Below are 24658 nucleotides of genomic sequence, written 5' to 3'. Positions count from 1 at the left end.
CATTATTTTAAAAATATTAGTCTGTAATTCAGTTATTTATAAATTTAAATTAATTTTTTATTAACTAATTAAAGAATAATTATATATTTAGCAACAAGTATTTCTACAAAATTTTAGTGTAATTTTATGCAATCGATTACGCAATATTTAACAGGTTTTGATAAAACCGCAAAAAGAAAAGAATAAAAATCAAGCAGTATGACACAATCAGAATTTCGTTACGCCCATCATCCTGAAGATGCCAAAAAGTATACTACGGAAGATCTTAGAAGGGAGTTTCTAATCAATGATTTATTTAATGAAGATAAGATAAAATTAGTCTATACAATGTATGACAGGCTGATTGTAGGAGGTATTATGCCTTCAGCAAAAGCCCTAAAACTGGAACCGACAGACGATTTGAAAGCCGAAAACTTCCTTGACAGGAGAGAATTAGGAATCATCAACGTAGGTGGTGCCGGAAAAGTAACGGTAGACGGAGAAGTATATGAGCTTGCCAATAAAGAAGCTTTATATATTGGTAAAGGGGCAAAAGAAGTAATTTTTGAAAAATCGGGTAATGCACAACCTTATTTTTACATCAATTCAGCTCCGGCACATCATACTTATCCGACAAAAAAGATCACGAAAAACGAAGCCGAAATTGTAGAATTAGGAGAAGAAAAATATGCCAACAAGCGTACAATCAACAAACTGATTGTCAATTCTGTACTTGAAACTTGCCAGCTTCAAATGGGAATGACAGAGCTTCATCCCGGAAGTGTCTGGAATACAATGCCTTCACATACCCATACCAGAAGAATGGAAGCCTATTTCTATTTTGATTTGGAAGAAGGACAGGCAATCAGTCATTTCTTAGGGCAGCCTCAGGAAACGCGTCATATTTTTATGAAAAACCGTGAAGCTGTATTATCTCCGGAATGGTCTATCCACTCAGGAGTAGGAACTTCCAATTATACTTTTATCTGGGGTATGGCCGGGGAAAATATGGATTACGGCGATATGGACGGGATCAAAACTAACGAACTAAAGTAATTTTTCCAATGAATTTATTTGATTTATCCGGCAAAGTAGCGGTCGTTACGGGCGGTACTCACGGATTAGGAATGGCAATGGCAGAAGGTCTTGCCGCTGCAGGTGCTGAACTGGCGATCACAAGTACGACACCATCAAAATTAGAGGAAGCTTTAAACTATTATCACGATAAAGGTTATAAAGCGACAGGTTATCTTTTTGATGTGACGGACGAATTGGAAGCTGCTCAGAAAGTAGCTTTAATGGAGGCTACTCATGGAAAAATAGACATCCTCGTCAACAATGCAGGAATCATCAAACGTATTCCGGCGATTGAAATGGAGGTTGAAGACTTTAGAAAAGTAATTGATGTGGATCTTACGGGACCTTTCATTATGTCGAAATTAGTTGGTAAATATATGATCAAAAGAAAATCAGGGAAGATCATCAACATCTGCTCAATGATGAGTGAGCTTGGTCGTGACAATGTAGTCGCTTATGCTTCTGCAAAAGGCGGCCTGAAAATGCTTACCAAAAATCTGGCGACAGAATGGGCAAAATACAATATTCAGGTGAACGGAATCGGGCCCGGATATTTTGCAACTTCTCAAACCGAACCGATCCGAGTGGATGGGCATCCTTTCAACGATTTTATCATCAGCAGAACTCCGGAAGGAAGATGGGGAAATCCTGAAGACCTTGCCGGAACGGCTATTTTCCTAGCTTCGGACGCAAGCCGATTCATCAACGGACAAATTATTTACGTTGATGGTGGAATTTTAGCGACCATCGGAAAACCTGCTAATGAATAACAACAGAATTAGATTAGAATGAAAACTTTTATTACAGATCAATTTTTACTACAAAATAAATACGCTGAAGAATTATATTTCAAGTATGCAGAAAAGCAACCCATTATTGATTATCATAATCATTTGATTCCTAAAGATATTGCAGAAGACACTGTCTTCGAAAATATCTCAAAGGTTTGGATTGCAGGCGACCATTACAAATGGAGAGCGATGCGTACCATGGGCGTGAACGAAAAATTCATCACGGGAGATGCTTCAGACAAGGAAAAATTTGAAGCTTGGGCAAAAACGGTTCCTTATACATTGAGAAATCCTTTGTATCACTGGACGCATTTAGAATTAAAAAGATATTTCGGAATTGATGAATTATTAGATGCAGACAATGCATCTGAAATTTATGAAAACATCACCGCTCAGCTTCAGACTCCTGAAAAATCGACACGAGGCTTATTAAAAATGATGAATGTGGAATCTCTGTGCACAACAGAAGATCCTACAGATCTATTGAATTATCACCAGGATTTGGCGAAAAGCGATTTTAGTATTAAAGTAAGTACAGCCTTCCGCCCGGATAAAGCGATTTTAATTGAAAACCACAACTTCGCGGATTATGTTTCAAAATTAGGCGAATCGGCCGGAATTGAAATTAATTCTTACCAGACATTGTGCGATGCTTTACTAAAAAGAATTGAATATTTCCATGAAAACGGATGCAGACTGTGCGACCATGGATTGAATAATATTTCTTTCGAAGAATTTACAGAAGCAGAAGTAAGCACGATTTTCAATGATAAATTATCAGGAAAAGTAATCGCAGAAAAACAGGTAAATCAGTTCAAAACAGCCATTTTATTATTCTTAGGTGAAGCTTATCACAAATTTGGATGGGTTCAGCAGTTCCATTTGGGAGCTTTGAGAAATAATAATGAAAGAATGCACAGAATTCTAGGCCCGGATACAGGTTGGGATTCTATCGGTGACTTCGTTCAGGCTGAAACTTTGTCTAAATTATTAAACACTTTAGACGGAAAAGATAAATTAACAAAAACAATTTTATATAATTTAAATCCTGCTGACAACGAAATTTTCGCGACTATGATCGGGAATTTCAACGACGGCAGTATCAAAGGAAAAGTACAGTTCGGTTCAGGGTGGTGGTTCCTAGATCAGAAAGACGGAATGATCAAGCAGATGAATGCTCTTTCCAATATGGGATTGATCAGTTGTTTCGTCGGAATGCTGACGGATTCCAGAAGTTTCCTTTCGTATCCTAGACACGAATATTTCAGAAGAGTATTGTGTAACCTTTTCGGAGAAGAAATGAAAAACGGGGAATTACCTGATGATATCGAGCTCATTGGTAAAACAATTTCAGATATTTGTTATCATAATGCTAAAAATTATTTTGATTTTTAAATTTCAAATTAAATAAAAATCTCCCGCAGATTGAGCTGATTACGCAGAACTTTTTTAACATAATCATCTGTAAAATTTGCAAAATCTGCGAGAGATAAAAATAAAATTTTAAACCATTAAGAAAATATAAGAAGTTAAGATTATTAAGAAGACTCAAATTGATTTTAAATAGTCTTAAGGCAAGGCCAAACTTAACTTTTCTAAACTCCTTAAATAAATTTTAATGGTTAAAAAATAAAAGAAAATTTACCTTAAAAGGTTAATTAAAACTATGAGTAACAAAATAGTCACATTCGGGGAAGTCATCATGCGACTGTCACCACCCGGAAACAGAACCATGAAGCAAAGCCATGAAATGGAATTCTTTTTCGGCGGAACAGAGCTTAATGTAGCGGCTTCATTGGCGACAATGGGTTGTGATGTGAGACATATCAGTAGTGTTTCCGATGATTTTGTGGGTGAATCGGCGGTTTCTTTCACCAAAAGTTTTGGAATCGACACGACTTTCATCAACAAAAATGAATACCCTTTAGGTTTGTATTTTTTGGAAGTAGGCTCTTCAGTTCGTGCAAGCAGAATTGCTTACAACAGATTAAACGGTTCTTTTGCAAACATAAAATCTGAACAAATTGACTGGAAAAAAGCCCTTGAAGGCTGCAAATATTTCCACTGGACAGGCATCAGCCCCGGAATTTCCGAATCTGCTTATGAAAGTTTGAAACAAGGTTTACAAATAGCCCGTGAACTAGGAATTGAAGTTACATCTGATCCGGCTTACCGCTCAAATCTTTGGAAATATGGGAAAAACGGGAACGAAGTTTTGAAAGAATTGGTTTCATATTCAACAATTTTCATCGGTGGAGTGAATGAAATTAATGAAATTCTCGGAACCCAGTTTTCATCAGATCAAGAAGGTTTCATCAAAGCCTGTAAAGAATTAAAACAGCAAATTCCTTCTATTCATAAGATTTTCGACAAAATAAGAATCGGCGTTACAGCAAGTTCTCAGCAGACGCAGGGAAGAGCTTTGGTTGAAGAAAATTATTTTGAAACAGAACTTCTGGAAGTGAATCCTGTAGTTGACAGAATTGGAACAGGAGATGCTTTTGCAGCAGGTTTGATTTATGGTTTAATCAATTTTGATAACGAAAAAGCATTGAAATTTGCCAACGCAGCCTGCGCAATCAAGCATACGATTCCTGGAGACATCAATTACTGCAGTGCAGAAGATATTTTGGAAGTAATGAACGGAGATTCAGGAGGAAGAATAAAAAGGTAAATGGCTTTTGGCCATTAACTAAACTATAAAACATTGTCAGGCTGAGCTTGTCGAAGTCTTAATACAAAAGTCAAAAAACATGACAAAAATTCAATTAGTTACAAATACCATCATCAACCAGGGAGTTTTGCCTCTATACTATAATGCTGATGAAATGGTAACTCTGGAAATATTGAGATCGCTTTACAAAGCAGGAATCCGTGCGGTGGAATATACAAGCCGTGGTGAATCTGCCTTGAGTAATTTCACGAAGATGCTAGAAATCCGTAATGCGGAAATACCGGAAATGCTTTTGGGAATCGGAACAATCAAGAATGTACAACAAGCCGAAGAATATTATAAAGTGGGTGCAGATTTCTTTATCAGCCCAGGTTTTGTGCCTGAAGTTGCCGAATTTTTAATTCCAAAAGACCTGTTGTACAGTCCGGGTTGTATGACTCCGACAGAAATTATAGAAGCTGAAAATTTGGGAGTGACTTTCATTAAATTATTTCCCGGAAACGTTTTAGGACCTGGATTTATGAGCGCTATTAAAGATGTTTTCCCGAATCTGAAATTTATGCCGACAGGTGGTGTTGATACGACAAAGGAAAGCATTGAAAGCTGGTTCAAAGCCGGTGTTTCTGCAGTGGGAATGGGAAGCAAATTGGTAAGCAAAGAATTAATGCTTGCTAAAGACTATGCAACTATAGAAAATGAAACAAAAAAAGTGCTGGAAATTATTCAGGCTTTAAATAATAACTAAATTCTTACTATTAATATGAGCTCAGTTAAGTCTCTTAAACCGAGTACATTCAGATGGACGATATGCTTTTTGCTGTTCATTGCCACGACCATTAATTATTTGGATCGTCAGGTTTTATCATTGACATGGAAAGACTTTATTGCACCCGAATTTCACTGGAACAATAATGATTATGGAAATATCACGGCATTATTTTCAATTTTCTATGCGGTAAGTATGCTTTTCGCAGGAAAATTTGTGGACTGGATGGATACCAAAAAAGGTTTCCTTTGGGCGATTGCTATTTGGTCTGTTGGTGCGGTTTTACATGCTTTCTGCGGAATTGCAACTTCAGGAGTTTTAACGGGAAATTGGCTGGTAGGTTTTGTAGAATCTAAAGAAATTATCAGCCGGGTTGATAACGTCGGCTCAATCATCAGTACGAGTGTTACTTTGTTTATTTTTGCACGTTTTGTATTGGCGGTTGGTGAAGCTGGAAATTTTCCGGCAGCGATCAAAACTACGGCGGAATATTTCCCTAAAAAAGACAGGGCTTTGGCTACCAGTATTTTTAATGCAGGAGCGACAGTTGGGGCTTTGGCAGCGCCGGTTACCATTCCTTTTATCGCGAAAGCTATGGGTTGGGAATGGGCATTTATTATCATTGGGGCGTTGGGATTTGTGTGGATGGGACTTTGGGTTTTCTACTATAAAAAACCTCACGAACATCATAAAGTTAACGAACATGAATTAATGTATATTCAGCAGGATCAGGACGATATGCCCAATGAAGATACAAGCATCCCGGAAAAGAAATTTACATTCAGAGAATGTTTCAGCTACAGACAGACTTGGGCTTTTGCGTTCGGAAAATTCATGACAGACGGGATTTGGTGGTTCTTTTTATTCTGGACACCGGCTTATTTAAGTTCAGTCTACAAAATGGATTCCACGCAAAGTGCATTACCATTATTCGTCCTTTATATGATCACTTTATTGTCAATCATCGGAGGTTGGCTTCCAAAATATTTTGTTGAAAAAAGAGGAATGAACGCGTACACAGGAAGAATGAAAGCAATGTTAATTTTTGCATTTTTCCCTCTGCTAGCACTTTTCGCACAACCTTTAGGTACGATTACCTATTGGATTCCGGTATTGATTATCGGAATTGCTGGAGCAGCGCACCAGGCTTGGTCTGCAAATATTTTCTCGACAGTTGGCGATATGTTTCCTAAAAAAGCCATTGCAACTATTACGGGAATTGGAGGAATGGCAGGCGGAATCGGTTCATTTTTAATCAATAAATCTTCAGGATTATTGTTTGATTACGCTCATAAAGCTTGGACAACCGTTGACGGAATTCCTCTATTGGAAAAATATCCTCAATACATCAACGATCGTTTGCCGGAAGGCTTTTTTGAACAATTAGAAAAGTCAGGAGCGGTTATTTCAGACGGAATTGACAAAGGATACATGATCATTTTTTCAATCTGTGCAGTTGCATATCTAATTGCATGGACGGTGATGAAATCATTGGTTCCAAAATATAAAGTTATAAGTAAATAATGATGGAAAATCAGATAAAACAGAAATTAAATCGTGAATTACACGGTTCTCAGGAAAAGCTTCCAATCAAAATTGTACAGTTTGGAGGCGGGAACTTCATGAGAGGATTCACAGATTATGTGATTGATAAATTAAATAAAGAAGCAGGATTTAAGGCAGGAATTGTAAACGTTCAGCCTACGGCAGGCGGTTCGGTTCATAAACTGGAAGAGCAGGATAATTTATACACACTTTTCTCAAGAGGAATTAAAAAAGGTGAGATCATTGATACAAAACAGGTGATTTCTGCGATTCAAAAATCAATTAATCCATATACCAATTACGATAAATTCTTAGCGTTGGCGGAAGAGGAAGAATTAGAATTTATCTTTTCCAATACGACAGAAACGGGAATTGCTTACGATGAATCAGAAAAAAATTACGTCGGTCCGCACAAGAATTTTCCTGCGAAACTAACGGTTTTATTGCATGAAAGATTCAAACACTTCAATGGAGCAGAAGACAAAGGGTTGAGAATTATTCCTTGCGAATTGATCGAAGACAATGCTTTGGCTTTAAAAGAAATTATCCTAAAATATGCCCAACTTTGGAATTTAGATGATAACTTTGTGCAATGGATTGAACAAAGCAATTATTTCCACAATACATTGGTAGACAGAATTGTTCCGGGTTATCCGAAAGATGATGCAGGATCCTACGAGGACCAATTGAATTACGAAGATCAAATGATGGTGGTTTCAGAAGTGTTTTTGTTTTTTGTGATTCAGGACGCGGCAAATTTAAAAGAAAGAATTCCTTTCGATACAATTGACGAGCAAATTTTGGTTGTTGATGATATTCAGCCATACCGTTTGAGAAAAGTGAGAATTTTGAACGGTGGCCACACATTAATGTTGGCTCCGGCAATTTTATCAGGAAAAGAAACGGTAAAAGAATCTATTGATGATCAATTTTTAGGTAAATTCTTAAGTGAAACGATTTTCAATGAGATTAATCCTACATTAGGTTTGGATGAAAGTGAATTGAAATATTTTGCTGAAGAAGTTTTCGACAGATTCAGAAACCCTTTTATCAAACATTATCAGGCAAGTATTGCATTGTATTTTGTTTCTAAATTTAAAGTGAGGATTCTTCCGAGTTTATTGAAATATGTTGAAATTAACCATAAATTACCGCTTAACTTAACCTTTTCATTGGCAAGTTTAATCCGATTCTATCAAGGGAATTTGGGTGAAAAAGCTCTGCCTTTAAATGACGAGGAAGCAATAGTAAACAGATTTAAAGAAATCTGGGGCAACGAAGATTATGAAAAAGTCGCAGAATTGGCGTTAAGCGAAACCATTTTCTGGGACACAGACCTTACAAAGGTTAACGGTTTGAAATCTGCAGTAGCAAAAGCATTGTGGGAAATAAACCATAATGATATCGAAACTGCATACCACAACTTTATACAATTTTATTCTTAAAAAATTATGCAAAAGAAAGTACTGAAAGTAAATCCCAAAGATAATGTAGCAGTGGCATTGGTTGACCTGACGCAGGGAGAAACTGTTACTTTGGGTGATCTTACGTATGATATTATAAAAGACACGAAGGCGAAACACAAATTCGTGACCGAAGATCTTGCGGTTGGAGATGAGATTATTATGTACGGTGTTTTGGTGGGGAAAGCGAGTCAGCCGATCCGGAAAGGAGAGGTTATCACGACTGAAAACGTTAAGCACCAAAGTGCAAAAGTAGAAGGCAAAACAGAAACAACGGCTTGGACTGCTCCAAATGTTGACAAATGGAAAGATAAAACTTTCATGGGGTATCATAGAGAAGACGGACAGGTCGGAACAGAAAACGTTTGGTTATTCTTTCCTTTAGTCTTTTGTGAAAACAGAAATGTTGAGATTTTAAAAGATATTTTTGAAAAAGAATTGTTATTTGAAAAAGTAACAAAACATCAGTTATTATTAAGATCATTAATCAATAATTCTGAAACGGAAACCGCTGTTGAAGAAGATCAGGATTCAAGAGTTTTTAAAAATATTGAAGTTAAATTCATCACTCACCAAGGCGGTTGTGGCGGTATTCGTCAGGATGCGGAAGCGTTGGGAAGGTTATTGGCAGGTTATGTGAATAATCCGAATGTTGCCGGAGCAACGGTTTTGAGCTTGGGATGTCAGAATTTACAGGTTCAGATTTTTACAGATGCATTGCAAAAAATCAGTCCGAACAATAAAAAACCGATCATCGTTTACGAACAGCAAAAATCCGGAACGGTTGACGAAATGCTCAACGGAATTATCAAAGATTCTTATGAAGCCATCAAAAAAGCCAATGAAATTGAAAGAAAACCGGCCCCGATTTCAAAGTTAGTTTTAGGATTGGAATGTGGCGGTTCAGACGGTTTCTCAGGAATTTCTGCCAATCCGGTTTTAGGACAATTATCAGATTTAATGGCAGGAATCGGAGGTTCAACCATCCTTTCAGAATTCCCGGAATTATGTGGAGTAGAGCAGGAATTGGTGAACCGTTGCGTCAACGAAGAAGATGCCGAAAGATTTTTACAGTTAATGAAAGATTTTGAAAAATCTGTCGTTGCAGCAGGCTCAGGTTTTGATATGAATCCGTCACCGGGGAATATTAAAGATGGACTAATAACCGACGCCATGAAATCTGCAGGAGCGGCTAAAAAAGGGGGTTCATCACCGATAAATGATGTGTTAGATTTCACGGAATACATTAAAGAACCGGGTTTAAATTTATTATGTACCCCTGGAAATGACGTGGAATGTACAACTGCCTTAGTCGGTTCGGGCTCAAACGTAGTTTTATTCACAACAGGCTTAGGAACTCCGACAGGAAATCCGGTTGTTCCCGTTGTGAAAATTTCATCAAATACTTCTTTGTCACAAAGAATGCCCGACATCATTGATTTTAACACAGGAGACGTAATTACAGGTGAAAAAACAATCGACGAAAAAGCAGAAGAACTTTTAGAATTTATCATCGAAGTCGCAAGCGGAGAGGTAAAAACAAAAGCTGCAATTTTGAATCAAAACGATTTTATTCCCTGGAGACGGGGAGTAAGTTTATAATTGTTTTAATTATATAAATATTAGGGTTGAAAATGCTTTCTACGTTTGTGGGAAGCATTTTCTTTTGGAGTAAATTTAAAAATAAATAGTACAAAATCTTCACAAATAAATGCAAAGCCTATATCAATAGGAACGGGCTTTAGCCCGTTTTCAAAAATAATTAGAATCAATGGCTTTAGCCAAAATTTAAATGCAAAAAGATAAGTTTAGATTCTTTTCAGAAATCAAGACAAAAGAAAAATCATCTCCTTTTTGAAGACTTCCTAATATAAAGCTGCGGAGCCAGCACAACCTTTTTCTCAATAGAAACCCCGGAACCATTTTCCTTTACATTTTCAATGAAAACCTGTCCCGCCATTTTCCCCATCGTCACAGGAGTTTGGTCAACAGAACTCATCGGAAGCTCCATAAACTGAGTGAAAGGTTCGTTAGAAAAGCCAATAATGGCAACTTCCTGAGGTATTTTGATCTTACGTTTTTTCAATTCCTGACAAGCACCCAACGCTGCAAAATCACTTGATGAAAAGATGGCATCCGGAACGGATTTTTTATCCCAAAGTTTTTTTACCGCATCAATTCCTTCATCGATCGAACTTCCGGTTGTGATAATGTTTTCCTCTTTTACACTTAAATTATGATCAATTAAAGCCTGTTTGTACCCATTCAGACGTTTTTCATAAATTTCGAGATTAAGATCTCCGGAAAAATGGCAAATATTTCTGTAGCCTTCATTAATCAGGTGTTCCGTTGCTATGTAGCCGCCGCGATAGTCGTCTATAGTTACCGTACTGATGCCTGAAATGTCTTTTTTACGGTCAAAAAATATAATAGGAGTGTTGGTTGTATCCAAAATATTCTGAATATGTGTTGTATCAACAGTTGTCTTAGAAACCGACATGAAAATTCCGTCAACCTGGGCATTAAGTAAGGTGTTTAAGTGCCTTTTCTCAATATTTACATCCTCATGGCTCTGGCAGATAATCACATGATAACCATGCGGAGAGAGTTCTTCCTCAATTCCGCGGATTACAGATGAAAAGAAATTGGTATTAATGTAAGGCACGATAATTCCTACGTTTTTTGTTTCCCCGCTTTTCAGAGCTTTGGCAAGGTTATTTTGCTTGTAGTTCATTTCTTTGGCGGTTTTCTTCACCAAATCTTTCGTTGCCTGGCTTATTCTCGGATGGTCGTTCAATGCTCTGGAAACAGTTGCCACACTTACGTTAAGCTTTTTCGAGATGTCATATATTGTGGCATTTTTCTTATTCATACATGCTTTTTCTGAAGTTTTCAGTATGTTCAAAATGACATACATTATAATCGTAAATTTAATCAAATTATGTCTATCAAAAAGGAAATATTATGATTTTATACAAGATTATGAGTGATTAAAATCAGATTAAATCTAAAATATATTTGAATTGATTAACTTTTTTGGAAAACAGGTTGATGTTACCCAATGTAATTGTACTCCGGAAGCCTTGAGTTTATAAATCTCATTGATTATTTATTCATAATTGTAAATCTCTAAGTGTAATAAAAATCCATCAACATGAAAGAGCAGGATAGTGTACGCTTCCAAAATGTATATTTTTATGAAAATGAAATAAAAGGATAATTTTCGTTAAACCGTCGAAAATTATTGACTGATTTTTATGAAAAGAAACGGAATAATTTTATTTAAAATGATATTCCTTTATTTTGTCATTCTTTTGAGTACTAAATTTTTATTAATAAAAAATCAGGTTCTACAATAAAAAATTAATTATGAAATCTCAAAATACCTCAAACTTCTTATTAACTCTGTTTGTGCTCTTATTGTTTTCATCAGGGGTAAAAAGCCAGGATAAATTCCCCGACGGCACCAAAATTCCCAAATGGTTTAAAGAAAATACACCTACAGACATCAATAAATTAGGAAAAAAATATATTCTTACCGATAATGGAGTGAAAAATGACAGTACGGTTCTTCAGACCAAACAGGTTCAGGCAGTTATTGATCTGGCGGCTAAAAATGGTGGCGGGGTAATCATTGTGCCCAAAGGAACATTTCTGATTAGTTCCGTTTTTTTTAAACAGGGAACGCATTTATATCTGGAGAACGGCGCGAAATTAAAAGGAAGCGATGATATTAGTGATTTTCCGGTTGTAGAAACAAGAATGGAGGGGCAGACTGTAAAATATTTTCCGGCATTAATCAACGCAGACGGGCTGGATGGCTTTACCATCTCAGGAAAAGGAACGCTGGATGGAAATGGATTGCGCTTTTGGAAAGCATTCTGGAAAAGGCGCGAATGGAATCCTAAATGCACGAATATGGACGAAATGAGGCCAAGAATCATTTATATATCCAATTCTAAAAACATTCAGGTTGAAGGGATTACTGTGAAAAATTCCCCTTTCTGGAGCACTCACTATTATAAGAGTGAATTTGTAAAATTATTAAATCTGACAATTTTAGCACCGAAAGAACCGGTGAAAGCACCAAGTACAGATGCCGTTGACATCGATGGCTGCACAAATTTCCTGATTAAAAATTGCTATATGTCGGTCAACGACGATGCGATTGCATTGAAAGGCGGAAAAGGTCCGAAAGCCGATAAAGCTCCTGAAAATGGCGAAAATAGAAACATCATCATCGAAGACAACAGCTTTGGATTTTGCCATAGTGTTCTGACTTGTGGCAGCGAATCTATCCACAATTACAACGTAATTCTGCGTAACTCAAAAGTGAAAGATGCTTCAAGACTGTTACATCTTAAAATGAGACCGGATACGCCTCAACATTACGAATACATTACGGTTGAGAATATAACCGGAAACGTAAAAACTTTCCTGTATGTAAAAGGCTGGAATCAGTTTTTCGATTTGAAAGGAGAAGAAAAACCTAAAAAATCTTTAGCAAACAACATTCTGATAAAAAATATTGACATCAGTTGTGAAACGGCATTCGATGTTGAAAAATCTGATTTGTATGATTTGACAGACTTCACGTTGGAAAACCTGAATATAAAAGCGTTAAAACCCAAAGAGGAAAATTTGGATACGATTAAAAATTTGAAAAAAATTAAAGTAAACGTTACCCAAGTAGCTTCTTTAAATAAGTCATACGACAAAAAAGACGATTCCGACATTGCCGCAAAATGAGTTGTTTTTCCAAAATATTTGTTCTGATATGTTTATGCTCTCAATTATTGCATTCTCAATCTAAGGAAATTCAGTTTCTGAGCGGGACCGATTCTGAGCATACAAAAGAATGGGATTTTTGGATCAATGGTGGGAGGAAATCCGGAAACTGGAACAAAATTCAAGTTCCTTCACAATGGGAACAGCAGGGATTTGGCTCCTACAATTACGGAAGAGATTATGTGACGTATGGTAAACATTTTAAATTTAACGACGAAATAGGCTTATACAAACATAAATTTCTGGTTCCAGATTCTTGGAAAGGAAAATCGGTTAATATCGTTTTCGAAGGTTCAATGACCGATACCGAAGTGAAGATTAACGGGCAGCTCGCCGGTGAAATTCATCAGGGCGCTTTTTATGAATTTAAATATGATATTTCAGACAAATTAAAATTCGGAAAAGAAAATATTCTTGAAGTCAAAGTTTCCAAGATATCTGCTGATAAATCCGTTAACAACGCAGAACGTCTTGCAGATTATTGGATTTTGGGAGGGATTTTCAGGCCTGTTTATCTGGAAGCAAGTTCTAAGGAAAATATTTCCTGGACAGCTATAGAAGCCAAAGCAGACGGAACTTTTCGCTCAAATATTTACTTAAAAGGAATTGAGTCAGTCAATCAATTAAAAGTTGAAATATTTGATGCTAAAAACATTCTCGTTGGCGAATCTCAGGTTAAAATCGGAAAAGGAGATACTTTAGAACAGATTCAATTCTCCGTTAAAAATCCAAAACTCTGGACAGCAGAAACGCCCAACTTATATAAAGCGAAATTCAGTTTAAAGAAAAATAAAAAAAGCATCTACGAAACTGAAGAAAAATTCGGATTCAGAACCATTGAAATCAAAAAAGGCGACGGAATTTACATCAACGGAACAAAAATTAAAATGAAAGGCATCAATCGACACGTTTGGTGGCCTGAAACCGGACGTTCTGTAAATAAAAATATTGATTTGATGGATGTTCAGCTCATTAAAGAAATGAATATGAACGCCGTTCGCTGCTCCCATTATCCACCGAATAAATCATTCCTTCAGATTTGCGATTCGTTAGGTTTGTATGTTTTGGATGAATTGGCTGGCTGGCAAAAAAAATACAGTACGGAAGTTGGGAAAAAGCTAGTCAGAGAAATGACTATAAGAGATGTTAATCACCCCTCAATTATTTTTTGGAGCAATGGAAATGAAGGTGGACATAATTTCGATTTGGATGCAGAATTTGCAAAATATGATTTGTCAAATCGTCCGGTCATTCACGCCCATCATAAACCCGGAAATGCTTTTAACGGGATAGATTGCAATCATTATGAAGATTATTACAGCACAAAAAAAATCCTTGAAGGAGAAAATATTTATATGCCGACTGAGTTTTTGCATGCACAGGATGATGGCGGTGGCGGAACTTCCTTAGCCGATTATTGGGAACTTCACTGGAATTCCAAAAGAGGAGCGGGAGGTTTTCTCTGGGCTTTTGCGGATGAAGGTTTGGTGCGGACGGATTTCAATAATCAAATTGATGTAAATGCCATCAATGCTCCGGATGGAGTTGTTGGTCCGCATCGGGAAAAAGAAGGAAGTTTTTATGCCATTCGGGAAATTTATAGTCCTGTAAAAATTGATTTGAAAGCGCTTCCGGATGATTTTAATGGAAGCATTTCAATTGAAAACCGATATCATTTTACGAATTTAAGTGAATGTAATTTTGAGTGGAAATTGGTGAAATTTAAGACACCTTTTTCTTCCGAATCAGGATTTGAAGTAATTCAAAAAGGAAAAGCAACATTACCAAATATAAAACCAGCTGAAAAAGGAAATATCAATCTCAATCTTCCTTCAAACTGGAAAGAAAATGAAGGTTTATTATTAATGGCAACCGATCCTTTTGGAAAAGAAATTTATACCTGGACATGGAAAATTGCTTCTAATGATGAAATTTCAAAACAGTTTTCAAAATCTTTAATCAAAGAATTTCCGGTTTCTGTGGTAGAAAATGATTCTTTATTTATTTTAAAATTAGAAGAAAAAGAATTCTCAATTGGTAAAAAAGACGGATTACTGAAATCAGTTATCATCGACAAAAAAGGAAAGAAAACAACCTTCAGGAACGGGCCCATTTTTGTGGATGGAAAAATGGAATTATCTTCAATAAAATCATTTGCAGAAAGGAAAAATCAAGTTGTTGAAGCTTCCGGCAAAGACGGGAAGAAAATTTACTGGAAATTGAATTCCAACGGAATTTTAGAACTAAATTATGAATATTCCCTTTCAGGAGATTATCCGTTTACAGGCGTAAGTTTTGATTATCCTGAAAATTATGTAATGAGTGCAAAATGGCTCGGAAAAGGGCCTTATCATGTTTGGAAAAATAGAACTCAGGGACAGACCTATAATGTTTGGCAGAATTTGAAAAACTCAACACGAACGGGTTCTTCACCTTGGATTTATCCTGAATTTAAAGGATATTACGATGATATTTCGTGGCTGCAGTTAGACACTGCAGAAGGGAAAATCACCATAGGGACAAAAGAAGAAAAGATGTTTGTAAGACTCTTTGATTTTTACGGAATTTATGGGGCAGAAGGTTATCCGAAATTGCCAACGGGAAATATTTCATTTTTAGATGCAATTCCGCCGTTGGGAACTGTTCTGGCTTTTAATATTAATGATAAAACTGAATCTTTAGGACCGGAAAGTGAACTGAATCATCTGACCGGAAAGTTTAAAAGAACACTGTATTTCTATTTCGGTTTACCTGATTTAGGAGATGAAAAGAAGCAGTTTACAATGCCGGAAGTCAATATTTTAACCGATTGATTATGAAAAACTGGATAGGAATTATAACCGTTTTTATTTGTTCATCGATGTTTGCGCAACAAACCAATTTTAAATTTGATTTTGGAGGAGGCAGAGCTCAGGATGGTTATATTCCCATTACGGAACATTCTAAATTCGACAAAAAAATGGGTTATGGATTTATGGATATTTCCGGCTTGAAGTCCGTTGACAATGGAGGAAATGCATTGACGGGAGATTATATCACCAGCGACAAACCTTTCTATTTTTCGGTGATAATTCCGGAAGGAAATTATGATATTAAGCTAAACCTAGGCGATTCTAAAAGAACTTCTGAAACAACAGTTCGTGTAGAAAACCGCCGTCTGATGCTGGACGATGTGAAAACAAAAGAAGGTGAAGTTGTCGAAAAATTGATAACCGTTCACATTAAAGACAGTATTATTCGTAACCAAAATGGAATTGAAATTGGGACTGTAAAATTAAAACCGAGAGAAAGAAAATATTTACATTGGGATAATTTACTGACGATTGAATTTAATGATAAAGCTCCAAAAGTTTGTGCAATGACCATCCAACCCAACAAAACAGTGAAAACGATTTATCTCACCGGTGATTCTACTGTCGTAGATGCGCTTTACGAACCGTGGGCATCGTGGGGACAAATGCTGCCGTATTTTTTTGTTCCGAAAGAGGTGGTGATTGCCAATTATGCTGAAAGCGGAGAAACCCTAAAAGCATTTGTAGACCGCCACAGAATCGATAAAATCTGGAATAAAATAAAATCAGGAGATTATTTGTTTATCCAGTTTGGACATAACGACCAGAAATCCGGAAACAGTACGAAATCCGGATATAGAAAAAAATTAAAAGAATGGATTCAGAAAGCTAAGCAATTGGGTGCAGTTCCAGTTTTGGTTACTTCTATGAACCGCCGGGTTTTTGATGAAAACAATAAAATAGTGAATACTTTGGACGATTATCCAACGGCAATGCGTGAAATAGCAAAGGAAGAAAATGTATTCTTGATTGATTTGAATCTGATTAGCCAAACGTTGTTTGAAGCGATGGGAGCGGAAAACTCTAAAAAAGCATTTGTCTATTATCCTGCAAATTCTTATCCCAATCAACCGGATGCTTTGGCGGATGACACGCATTTTAATACATATGGTGCTTATGAATTGGCGAAATGTGTTGTTAAAAGTATTGTCGAGCAAAAATTGCCTTTGAGTAAATTTGTTTCAAAAAATTATATAAAATTTGATCCCCAAAAACCTGATGCTGTCGAAACATTTCATTGGCCGGAAAGTGTCTTTATGGAAGCTTTAAAACCTGATGGAAATTAAAAAGTAAGAAAATGAATATTCAGTCTATCATAAAAATAAGTGTATTTTGTTTTGCGTTTGGAAATCTTTCCGCACAAAACCCCTGGCCAACCACCACCGAAACGGCAAAACCGTGGACACGATGGTGGTGGATGGGAAATGCAGTCGATGAAGAAGGATTGAATCAACAGCTGACCACTTTAAATAAAGCAGGTTTTGGAGGCGTAGAAATTGTTCCCATTTATGGAGCAAAAGGCTTTGAAAATCAATACATCAATTATCTTTCTCCGGAGTGGATGAAAATGCTTCAATTCACTACAAACAAAGCAAAAAGCTTGAATATGGGAGTTGATATGGCCGTCGGAACAGGCTGGCCAATCGGTGGCCCTCAGGTTGATGAAGAAGATGCAGCCACAAAAATGATGGTTCAGACGTACATGATTTCATCAGGCGAAAAATTTTCAGGAAAAATTGCCTTGAAAGATGAGAAACAGAAGAATTTAAAAACAATAAAATTAGATATTGTAACTGCTTACAGCGAAAAAAATGAAGCGGTTGTCTTAACCGATAAAATTTCAAACGACGGCTCTCTCAATTGGAAACCGGATTCCGGAAAGTGGACCATCTATGCAGTTTTTACGGGGAAAACACTTCAAAAAGTGAAACGCGCAGCTCCGGGCGGTGAAGGCTTTACCCTAGATCATTTTTCACCTGATGCAACGAAAGATTATCTTAAAACTTTCGATCAGGCTTTTGGAAATTCAAACTACGGAATCCGTTCTTTTTTCAATGACAGTTACGAAGTTTATAATGCCGACTGGACTCCGCATTTTAAAGATGAATTTAAAAAAAGGAGAGGATACGACTTAAGTCCATACATCAAATATCTTGTCAGTAACGAAGAAAATGAGATAACGAGTAGAATCAAATCAGATTATAGAGAAACCCTGAGTGAATTGATTTTGAACAATTTTACCAAAAATTTTACAAGCTGGGCTCATTCCAAAAACTCAAAAAATACCAATCAGGCACATGGTTCGCCCGGAAATTTACTGGATTTGTACGCAGCAGTTGATATTCCTGAATCTGAAACTTTCGGAAGCTCTATTTTTAAAATTCCTGGATTGAGAAGAGACAGTGCAGATATTCAAAAGTCAGATATTCCTGATTTCAATATGCTGAAGTTTGCTTCATCGGCTGCAAATATTACCGGAAAGCAATTAATTTCAAACGAAACTTTTACCTGGCTTACTGAACATTTTAAAACATCCTGGTCACAGGCTAAACCGGAGGTTGAGCAGGTTTTTTTATCCGGGATTAATCACGTTTTTTATCACGGTACAACCTATACGCCGGCGGATGTTCCTTTTCCGGGATGGCTGTTTTATGCTTCAGTTAATTTTGTCCCGGAAAATAGTTTGTGGCCCCATTTGACGGGATTAAATTCTTATGTTGCACGTACACAAAGTGTTTTGCAGAGTGGGAAATCTGATAATGAGCTGTTGATGTACTGGCCAATTTATGACCAATGGGCCAGTCCGAAAGGGAAGGATGTAACCTTTAAAGTTCATAACGTGGAAAAATGGCTGCAGCCAGCTCCGATGTATGAGAATTTGACGAAGCTGAACAAAATGGGCTATTCTCTTGATATGATTTCTGATAAAATGATAGGAGAATCGGAATCGGAAAACCGGAAAATCCAGATTGCAGAGGGAGGATCTTCCTATCAGGTTTTAATCATTCCTGAATTAACTTATTTGCCGGAAACTACGTTAATTAATATTCTTAAATTAGCTCAAAGCGGTGCTTCAGTTATTTTTCAAAACGAACCAAAAGATATTCCCGGATATTTTGAAATCGAAAAAAGGAGAGCAACATTAAAATCTTTGTGGGCCCAGATTCCGTTTCAGAATCAAGGAGAAAATATGAAAATTGCCCCATTTGGAAAAGGTAAAATTGTATTAAACTCCGATGTTGAGAAAGGGTTGGAATATTTAAAAATAGAGAGAGAAAAATTAACGGAAACCGGATTAAAATTTGTGAGAAGACAGTTTGATGGCGGAAAATACTATTTCGTTGTTAACCATACTGCAAAGGAAATCAGTCAATTTATTCCTCTAAATGATACAGGGAATCAAACGGTGATCATGAATCCGGAAAACGGAGATTTCGGAGTGGCGGAAACACAAAATAATTCCGTGAGAATTCAGCTGAAATCCGGGCAGTCTTTAATTCTAAAAAATAATGAAACCACAGATCACTCAATTCCAAAATGGAAATATATTGAAAAGACAGATTCTCCCATCAATTTAAATCAAAATTGGCAACTGACTTTCAAAGAAGGCGGCCCCGAACTTCCAAAATCAAGAAACTTAAAAAAACTGGAACCCTGGACGAATTTTTCACAAGATTCCTTAACACAGAGTTTTTCGGGAACTGGTGTTTATACAACGGAATTAAATTTAAAAAATAAAAAGGCAGACGATTATCTTTTGAAATTTGATAAATTGTATGAAAGTGCCAAAGTAATCGTAAACGGTCAGGAAGCAGGAATTGTCTGGAGTATTCCTTTTGAAATTAACATTGGGAAATATCTGAAAAAAGGAAAAAATACCATCAGCATTGAAGTTTGCAATTTAATGGCCAATAGAATCCGATATATGGATCAGAATAAAATTCAGTGGCGTAATTATAACGAAATCAATTTTGTAAATATTGATTATAAAGCTTTTGATGCTTCCAACTGGAAAGTTCAGCCTTCCGGCTTGGATGGACAAGTTCAGTTATTTCCATTATACTATTCGAAATAGAATAAAACATGAAACAGAGTATATTAAAATAATTTGCGCAATCGATTGAATTGTGTTAATTTAAATCATTGAGAATTATGAATATAAAATATAACTTTATTTTACTGATAATTCTTTTTTCACAGCTCCTTTCAGCACAAAGGCAAATGGAGTTTTTAAAAAGAGGAATTGTTGCAATACCTTCCGGATCAGGGGTTTTTGTGAGCTGGCGTTTGCTGGGCACAGAACCTCAAAATATCCCGTTTGATTTATACCGTATCGAAAATAACAAAAGCAAAAAACTGAATGAAAAACCATTGGTTAACGAAACCAGCTTTTTAGATAAAACGGCAGATAAAACAAAGAATTACACTTATTTCGTGAAATCCAGCACCAAGAATCAGGAGATTGATCAGGATTCTGCGAAATATGTAGCTAGTCAGAAACCTTATTTTTCAATTCCGTTAAAAACTCCGGTTGGATATACGCCAAACGATGTTTCTGTTGCGGATCTGGACGGTGACGGTGAATATGAAATCATCCTTCATCAAACCGGGCAATCCAAAGACAACAGCCAGAAAGGTTTTACAGATGAACCGATTATTCAGGCCTATAAATTGAATGGTAAATTTTTATGGGAAATTAATTTAGGGAAAAATATTAGGGAAGGCGCACATTACACACAGTTTTTAGTGTACGATTTAGACCAGGATGGTAAAGCAGAAGTGGTCATGAAAACTGCAGACGGAAGCAAAGACAGTAAGGGGAAATGTATTGGAGATCCTGCAAAAGATTATAGAAATGAAAACGGATTTATCCTTTCAGGCCCTGAATTTCTGACTGTTTTTAATGGAGAAACAGGCGAGGAAATTAATACCGTTAATTATATTGTTCCCAGATTTCAAGGCAGCTTAAATCCTACTCCCGAACAGCTTACAGAAACCTGGGGCGATGCGAAAGGGAACCGTGTAGACCGGTTTTTGGGCGCAGTTGCTTATCTGGATGGCAAAACGCCGAGCATTATTATTTCTAGAGGGTATTATACACGAACAGCAATCGCAGCCTGGGATTATAAAGATAAAAAGCTCAGTTTGAGATGGCTGTTTGATACGGAAAGCTCGGAAGAAAATAAAAAATTTCGTGGTCAGGGAAACCATAATTTGAGCATTGCCGATGTTGATAACGATGGGAAAGATGAAATTGTCTTTGGAGCAATGACGGTTGATGACAACGGAAAAGTACTGAACAGCACAGGCTTTGGTCACGGTGATGCTTTGCATGTTGGTGATCTGGATCCTTCTCATCCCGGACTGGAAATTTTTGATATTCAGGAGAGATTTGATGATGCGGGTGCACACTTCAGAGCGGGTGCAACGGGAAAGGTTTTATGGAAACTACCATCTTTAGTGTACAGCAAGCAAGGCAAATTCCAAGGTCCCGGAAGAGGATTATCTTTAAACATAGATCCCCGTTATCAAGGTTCGGAATCCTGGGCTGCCGGAGCCGGGCTGAAAGGCATTTACGATACTAAAGGAAATAAGATCGGCGATAAAAATCCTGCCTGCAATATGGGGATTTATTGGGACGGAGATTTTTTAAGCGAAATTTTGGATGGAACTTCCGTGTCAAAATGGGATTGGAATAAAGAAAAAACAAATATAATTTTTGACGCTAAAGATTTTCAGTGTGAATCAAACAACGGGACCAAGAAAAACCCTTCTTTGGTTGCCGATTTATTTGGAGACTGGCGGGAAGAAGTGATTTACAGAACCTCAGATAATCAGGAACTTCGGATTTTTAGTTCGACAATTCCGACGAATCACCGTTTGTACACATTGATGCATAATCCGCAATACAGATTGAGTATTGTTTGGCAAAATGTAGGCTACAACCAGCCTCCTCATACTGATTATTATCTGGATGAATCCGTTTCAAAGGTTCCTGCGCCGGATATTTATACCATTAAGCCTTAAATAGGTCTTGATGGTTTATAATTAAACAAATATTTAAACAAATACATTGTAAAAAAATAGATATAATTATGAAGAAAGTACTAATGAGAGGCGCTTTTTTTGCGTTGATTTTCGGAATTTTATCCTCTTGCTCAGTTCAAAAACAAGCGAATGCAAAGAATGTTAGTCTTCGGGATAAAAAAGAAGTTTTGGAAGTTTCACGGAGGGCAAATCAATATTTCATGAACAAATGGCCAGATCCGGGAAAAGAAGTCGTCGGCAAAAAAGTATGGCCAAGCAATCTGTGGACGAGAGCTGTTTACTACGAAGGATTAATGGCTTTGTATAAAATAGATCCTAAAAAAGAATATTATGATTACGCCATCGACTGGTCTCAAAAACACAACTGGGACATGATGCGTGATACATATACCCGTAATGCCGACAATCAGGCTTGCGGACAAACATATCTGGACCTTTATGAAATAGACGGAAGAAAAAATCCGGAGAGAATAAAATTCGTGAAAGCTTCGATGGACAGTATGATTGCTTCCAAAAAATCAGATGACTGGTGGTGGATCGACGCTCTCCAAATGGGGATGCCAATTTTTACGAAACTGGGCAGGATTACAGGTGAACAAAAATATTTCGATAAAAATTACGAAATGTATGCCTTTACGAAATATAAGCACGGTGGAAATGGTTTATATAATCCAAAAGATAAACTTTGGTGGAGAGACAAAAGCTTTGTTCCGCCTTACACAGAACCCAACGGCGAAGATTGCTACTGGAGCCGCGGAAATGGATGGGTAGTTGCTGCTTTGGCTCGTACACTGGAAGATACACCAAAATCCGACCCGCATTATCAGGAATATTTACAAGATTATAAAGATCTGTTATCAGCTTTGCTTCCAATCCAAAGAGAAGATGGTTTTTGGAATGCAAGTTTACATGACCCTAACAATTTCGGAGGCAAAGAAATGACGGGAACCGCTCTGTTTGTATACGGAATGGCATATGGTATTAATAAAGGCCTGATTGATAAAAAAACGTATTTACCCGTTGTTATAAAAGCCTGGAACGCTATTGTAAAAGATTCTGTTCAGCCTAATGGATTTTTGGGTTGGGTACAGGGAACAGGAAAAGAACCCAAAGACGGTCAGCCACTTGCCATTGACAAACAGCCTGATTTTGAAGATTATGGATTAGGCTGTCTGTTGCTTGCAGGAAGCGAAGTTTATAAGTTAAAGTAAACCAACATTTGTTTGATTACATAGAATCTTTGATTTCAAGACAAACAATTATTATTACAGCATGACACTACAAGATGCGCAATCGATTTCATAGTATTAATTTTCAAATTCAATCCATAAGATAAAATTATGAATGCATTATTAGGAGTTTTTTTTCACTTCTTAGGAGGTTTTTCTTCGGGGAGTTTTTACTTGCCCTATAAGAAAGTAAAAGGCTGGTCCTGGGAAACCTATTGGTTGATAGGAGGAGTTTTTTCCTGGATCATCGTTCCGCCGCTTGCGGCATTTCTTACCATCCCTAATTTTTGGGAAATTATCCTGAATGAAAGTTCTTCCATATTGGGGCTGACGTTTTTGTTTGGTGCTTTGTGGGGAATTGGAGGTTTTACTTATGGTTTGGGGGTTCGGTATTTGGGAGTAGCACTCGGAAGCAGCATTATTTTGGGGCTTTGCATGGTGTTTGGCTCGCTGGTTCCTTCTATTTATTATGAATTTTCTCCGCAAACAGGAAAAGACAATATCGGTTTATTGTTTTCCAGCAAATGGGGCCAGTTTGTTCTATTAGGGCTTCTGGTTTGTGTAGTTGGAATCATTATCAGCGGAAAAGCGGGGATGATGAAGGAAAAAGAACTGCAAACCGATTCAACAGATCCTCATGGTATGGAAGTAAAAACGGAGTATAAATTCGGATTGGGATTAATTGTTTCCATCATTTCCGGAGTTTTAAGTGCGTGCTTCAACTTCGGACTGGAGGCCGGAAAGCCAATGGCAATCGTAGCCAATGAATTATGGAAAAATTCTAACCCGGGACAGGGAGAATTCCTTTTTCAAAATAATGTAACGTATGTTGTTGTGCTTTGGGGCGGAATGGCAGTCAACCTTGTAGGCTGTTTGTATTTAGCCATTAAAAATAAATCATATACCGATTATACCAAAAGAAACGTACCGGTTTTACGAAACCTGATTTTCTGCGCGCTTGCCGGAACTATGTGGTTTTTACAGTTTTTCTTTTACGGTATGGGCGAAAGTAAAATGGGCAATGGCGCCAGTTCGTGGATTTTACACATGGCATTTATCATTTTTATAGCTAATTTATGGGGAATTATCATCAAAGAGTGGAAAGGAGTTTCTAAAAGAACCATTACTACCATTGCTGTTGGAATGATCGTCATGTTTATTTCTATTTTGATGGTAGGATACGGAAACTCTTTGAGATAAGCTTCATTTACGGTTTTACATTATCATTTGTATAGTTTCAGAGTTAGAATTCTAACTCCTTTAGAGGCACTGATTTTTTCAGTGTCTTTTTATTAAAAATAATTTAACTCTAAAAAAGGAGTGTCTATTTAAAAAGGAACTTTTAATTCACGGTTTAGTTAAGTATTGTACTGAATAATTGATAATTTACGGTTGTTTTATTATTTATTTGAAATATAATTTAAATATTTCTGGTTAATCATGATA

General features: G+C 36.8%; 16 protein-coding genes. 15 read left to right on the top strand and 1 reads right to left on the bottom strand.

Translation table 11 applies throughout. The features are described from left to right. Window positions 1-198 precede the first annotated feature (198 nt). From kduI to LC418_RS15535, 8 genes are all read left to right on the top strand, one after another. Window positions 199-1035, top strand: a complete 837-nt coding sequence (gene kduI / locus LC418_RS15570) for a 5-dehydro-4-deoxy-D-glucuronate isomerase (RefSeq protein ID WP_223559811.1) — start codon at window positions 199-201, stop codon at window positions 1033-1035. An 8-nt stretch (window positions 1036-1043) separates the two neighbouring features. Further along, window positions 1044-1826 carry a gluconate 5-dehydrogenase gene (locus LC418_RS15565; protein WP_223559810.1) on the top strand — a complete coding sequence of 261 codons (783 nt, stop codon included), beginning with the start codon at window positions 1044-1046 and terminating at the stop codon, window positions 1824-1826. 18 nt (window positions 1827-1844) lie between these two features. Further along, window positions 1845-3242 carry a glucuronate isomerase gene (gene uxaC, locus LC418_RS15560; RefSeq protein WP_223559809.1) on the top strand — a complete coding sequence of 466 codons (1398 nt, stop codon included), beginning with the start codon at window positions 1845-1847 and terminating at the stop codon, window positions 3240-3242. Between the two features lie 271 nt (window positions 3243-3513). Beyond that, window positions 3514-4521: a sugar kinase gene (locus LC418_RS15555; protein WP_223559808.1), complete on the top strand. Its 1008-nt coding sequence runs from the start codon at window positions 3514-3516 to the stop codon at window positions 4519-4521. A 79-nt stretch (window positions 4522-4600) separates the two neighbouring features. Next, complete coding sequence (locus LC418_RS15550; RefSeq protein WP_223559807.1) at window positions 4601-5266, top strand: beta/alpha barrel domain-containing protein; 666 nt, start codon at window positions 4601-4603, stop codon at window positions 5264-5266. A gap of 15 nt (window positions 5267-5281) precedes the next feature. Beyond that, a complete protein-coding gene (locus LC418_RS15545) occupies window positions 5282-6811 on the top strand; it encodes an MFS transporter (RefSeq protein ID WP_223559806.1) in 1530 nt (509 codons plus the stop codon). Between the two features lie 2 nt (window positions 6812-6813). Further along, window positions 6814-8277 (top strand): tagaturonate reductase, encoded by a 1464-nt coding sequence (locus LC418_RS15540; RefSeq protein WP_223559867.1) that lies wholly within the window; start codon window positions 6814-6816, stop codon window positions 8275-8277. A 6-nt stretch (window positions 8278-8283) separates the two neighbouring features. After that, the gene (locus LC418_RS15535; RefSeq protein WP_111960261.1) at window positions 8284-9897 is read left to right on the top strand and encodes a UxaA family hydrolase; all 1614 of its coding nucleotides are present in this window, start codon (window positions 8284-8286) and stop codon (window positions 9895-9897) included. A 241-nt stretch (window positions 9898-10138) separates the two neighbouring features. On the opposite strand, the gene LC418_RS15530 is transcribed toward LC418_RS15535, so the two are convergent. Beyond that, entirely contained in the window at window positions 10139-11167 is a 1029-nt protein-coding gene (locus tag LC418_RS15530) for a LacI family DNA-binding transcriptional regulator (protein WP_223559805.1), read from the bottom strand. A 497-nt stretch (window positions 11168-11664) separates the two neighbouring features. Here LC418_RS15530 and LC418_RS15525 point away from each other — a divergent pair, with 497 nt between their 5' ends. The 7 genes from LC418_RS15525 to rhaT all read left to right on the top strand — a co-directional run bounded on the left by LC418_RS15525 (window position 11665) and on the right by rhaT (window position 24412). Continuing rightward, window positions 11665-13044, top strand: coding sequence for a rhamnogalacturonidase (locus LC418_RS15525; protein WP_223559804.1), 1380 nt, complete (start codon window positions 11665-11667; stop codon window positions 13042-13044). Window positions 13045-13091: 47 nt separating this feature from the next. Then, entirely contained in the window at window positions 13092-15896 is a 2805-nt protein-coding gene (locus tag LC418_RS15520; protein WP_223559803.1) for a glycoside hydrolase family 2 TIM barrel-domain containing protein, read from the top strand. 2 nt (window positions 15897-15898) lie between these two features. Next, on the top strand, window positions 15899-17221 hold the full coding sequence (locus LC418_RS15515) for a rhamnogalacturonan acetylesterase (protein ID WP_223559802.1): 1323 nt from the start codon (window positions 15899-15901) through the stop codon (window positions 17219-17221). A gap of 11 nt (window positions 17222-17232) precedes the next feature. After that, window positions 17233-20010, top strand: a complete 2778-nt coding sequence (locus tag LC418_RS15510; protein WP_223559801.1) for a glycosyl hydrolase — start codon at window positions 17233-17235, stop codon at window positions 20008-20010. Window positions 20011-20156: 146 nt separating this feature from the next. After that, the gene (locus tag LC418_RS15505) at window positions 20157-21962 is read left to right on the top strand and encodes a rhamnogalacturonan lyase (protein ID WP_262901803.1); all 1806 of its coding nucleotides are present in this window, start codon (window positions 20157-20159) and stop codon (window positions 21960-21962) included. A 68-nt stretch (window positions 21963-22030) separates the two neighbouring features. After that, window positions 22031-23194 carry a glycoside hydrolase family 88/105 protein gene (locus tag LC418_RS15500; RefSeq protein ID WP_223559799.1) on the top strand — a complete coding sequence of 388 codons (1164 nt, stop codon included), beginning with the start codon at window positions 22031-22033 and terminating at the stop codon, window positions 23192-23194. 129 nt (window positions 23195-23323) lie between these two features. After that, window positions 23324-24412 (top strand): L-rhamnose/proton symporter RhaT, encoded by a 1089-nt coding sequence (rhaT, locus tag LC418_RS15495; protein ID WP_223559798.1) that lies wholly within the window; start codon window positions 23324-23326, stop codon window positions 24410-24412. Window positions 24413-24658 lie beyond the last annotated feature (246 nt).

Source organism: Chryseobacterium lathyri (assembly GCF_019970085.1).
Taxonomy (GTDB): Bacteria; Bacteroidota; Bacteroidia; order Flavobacteriales; family Weeksellaceae; genus Chryseobacterium; species Chryseobacterium lathyri.
This window is presented reverse-complemented; position numbering and strand designations above follow the sequence as displayed.

Excerpts from the sequence above, each read along its gene's own strand:
- LC418_RS15500 (WP_223559799.1), top strand. The coding sequence starts at position 22,031 with ATGAAGAAAGTACTAATGAGAGGCGCTTTTTTTGCGTTGATTTTCGGA.
- LC418_RS15525 (WP_223559804.1), top strand. The coding sequence starts at position 11,665 with ATGAAATCTCAAAATACCTCAAACTTCTTATTAACTCTGTTTGTGCTC.
- LC418_RS15515 (WP_223559802.1), top strand. The coding sequence starts at position 15,899 with ATGAAAAACTGGATAGGAATTATAACCGTTTTTATTTGTTCATCGATG.
- LC418_RS15565 (WP_223559810.1), top strand. The coding sequence starts at position 1,044 with ATGAATTTATTTGATTTATCCGGCAAAGTAGCGGTCGTTACGGGCGGT.
- LC418_RS15550 (WP_223559807.1), top strand. The coding sequence starts at position 4,601 with ATGACAAAAATTCAATTAGTTACAAATACCATCATCAACCAGGGAGTT.
- rhaT (WP_223559798.1), top strand. The coding sequence starts at position 23,324 with ATGAATGCATTATTAGGAGTTTTTTTTCACTTCTTAGGAGGTTTTTCT.
- LC418_RS15545 (WP_223559806.1), top strand. The coding sequence starts at position 5,282 with ATGAGCTCAGTTAAGTCTCTTAAACCGAGTACATTCAGATGGACGATA.
- kduI (WP_223559811.1), top strand. The coding sequence starts at position 199 with ATGACACAATCAGAATTTCGTTACGCCCATCATCCTGAAGATGCCAAA.
- LC418_RS15530 (WP_223559805.1), bottom strand. The coding sequence starts at position 11,167 with ATGAATAAGAAAAATGCCACAATATATGACATCTCGAAAAAGCTTAAC.
- LC418_RS15540 (WP_223559867.1), top strand. The coding sequence starts at position 6,814 with ATGGAAAATCAGATAAAACAGAAATTAAATCGTGAATTACACGGTTCT.
- LC418_RS15535 (WP_111960261.1), top strand. The coding sequence starts at position 8,284 with ATGCAAAAGAAAGTACTGAAAGTAAATCCCAAAGATAATGTAGCAGTG.
- uxaC (WP_223559809.1), top strand. The coding sequence starts at position 1,845 with ATGAAAACTTTTATTACAGATCAATTTTTACTACAAAATAAATACGCT.
- LC418_RS15555 (WP_223559808.1), top strand. The coding sequence starts at position 3,514 with ATGAGTAACAAAATAGTCACATTCGGGGAAGTCATCATGCGACTGTCA.
- LC418_RS15505 (WP_262901803.1), top strand. The coding sequence starts at position 20,157 with ATGGAGTTTTTAAAAAGAGGAATTGTTGCAATACCTTCCGGATCAGGG.
- LC418_RS15510 (WP_223559801.1), top strand. The coding sequence starts at position 17,233 with ATGAATATTCAGTCTATCATAAAAATAAGTGTATTTTGTTTTGCGTTT.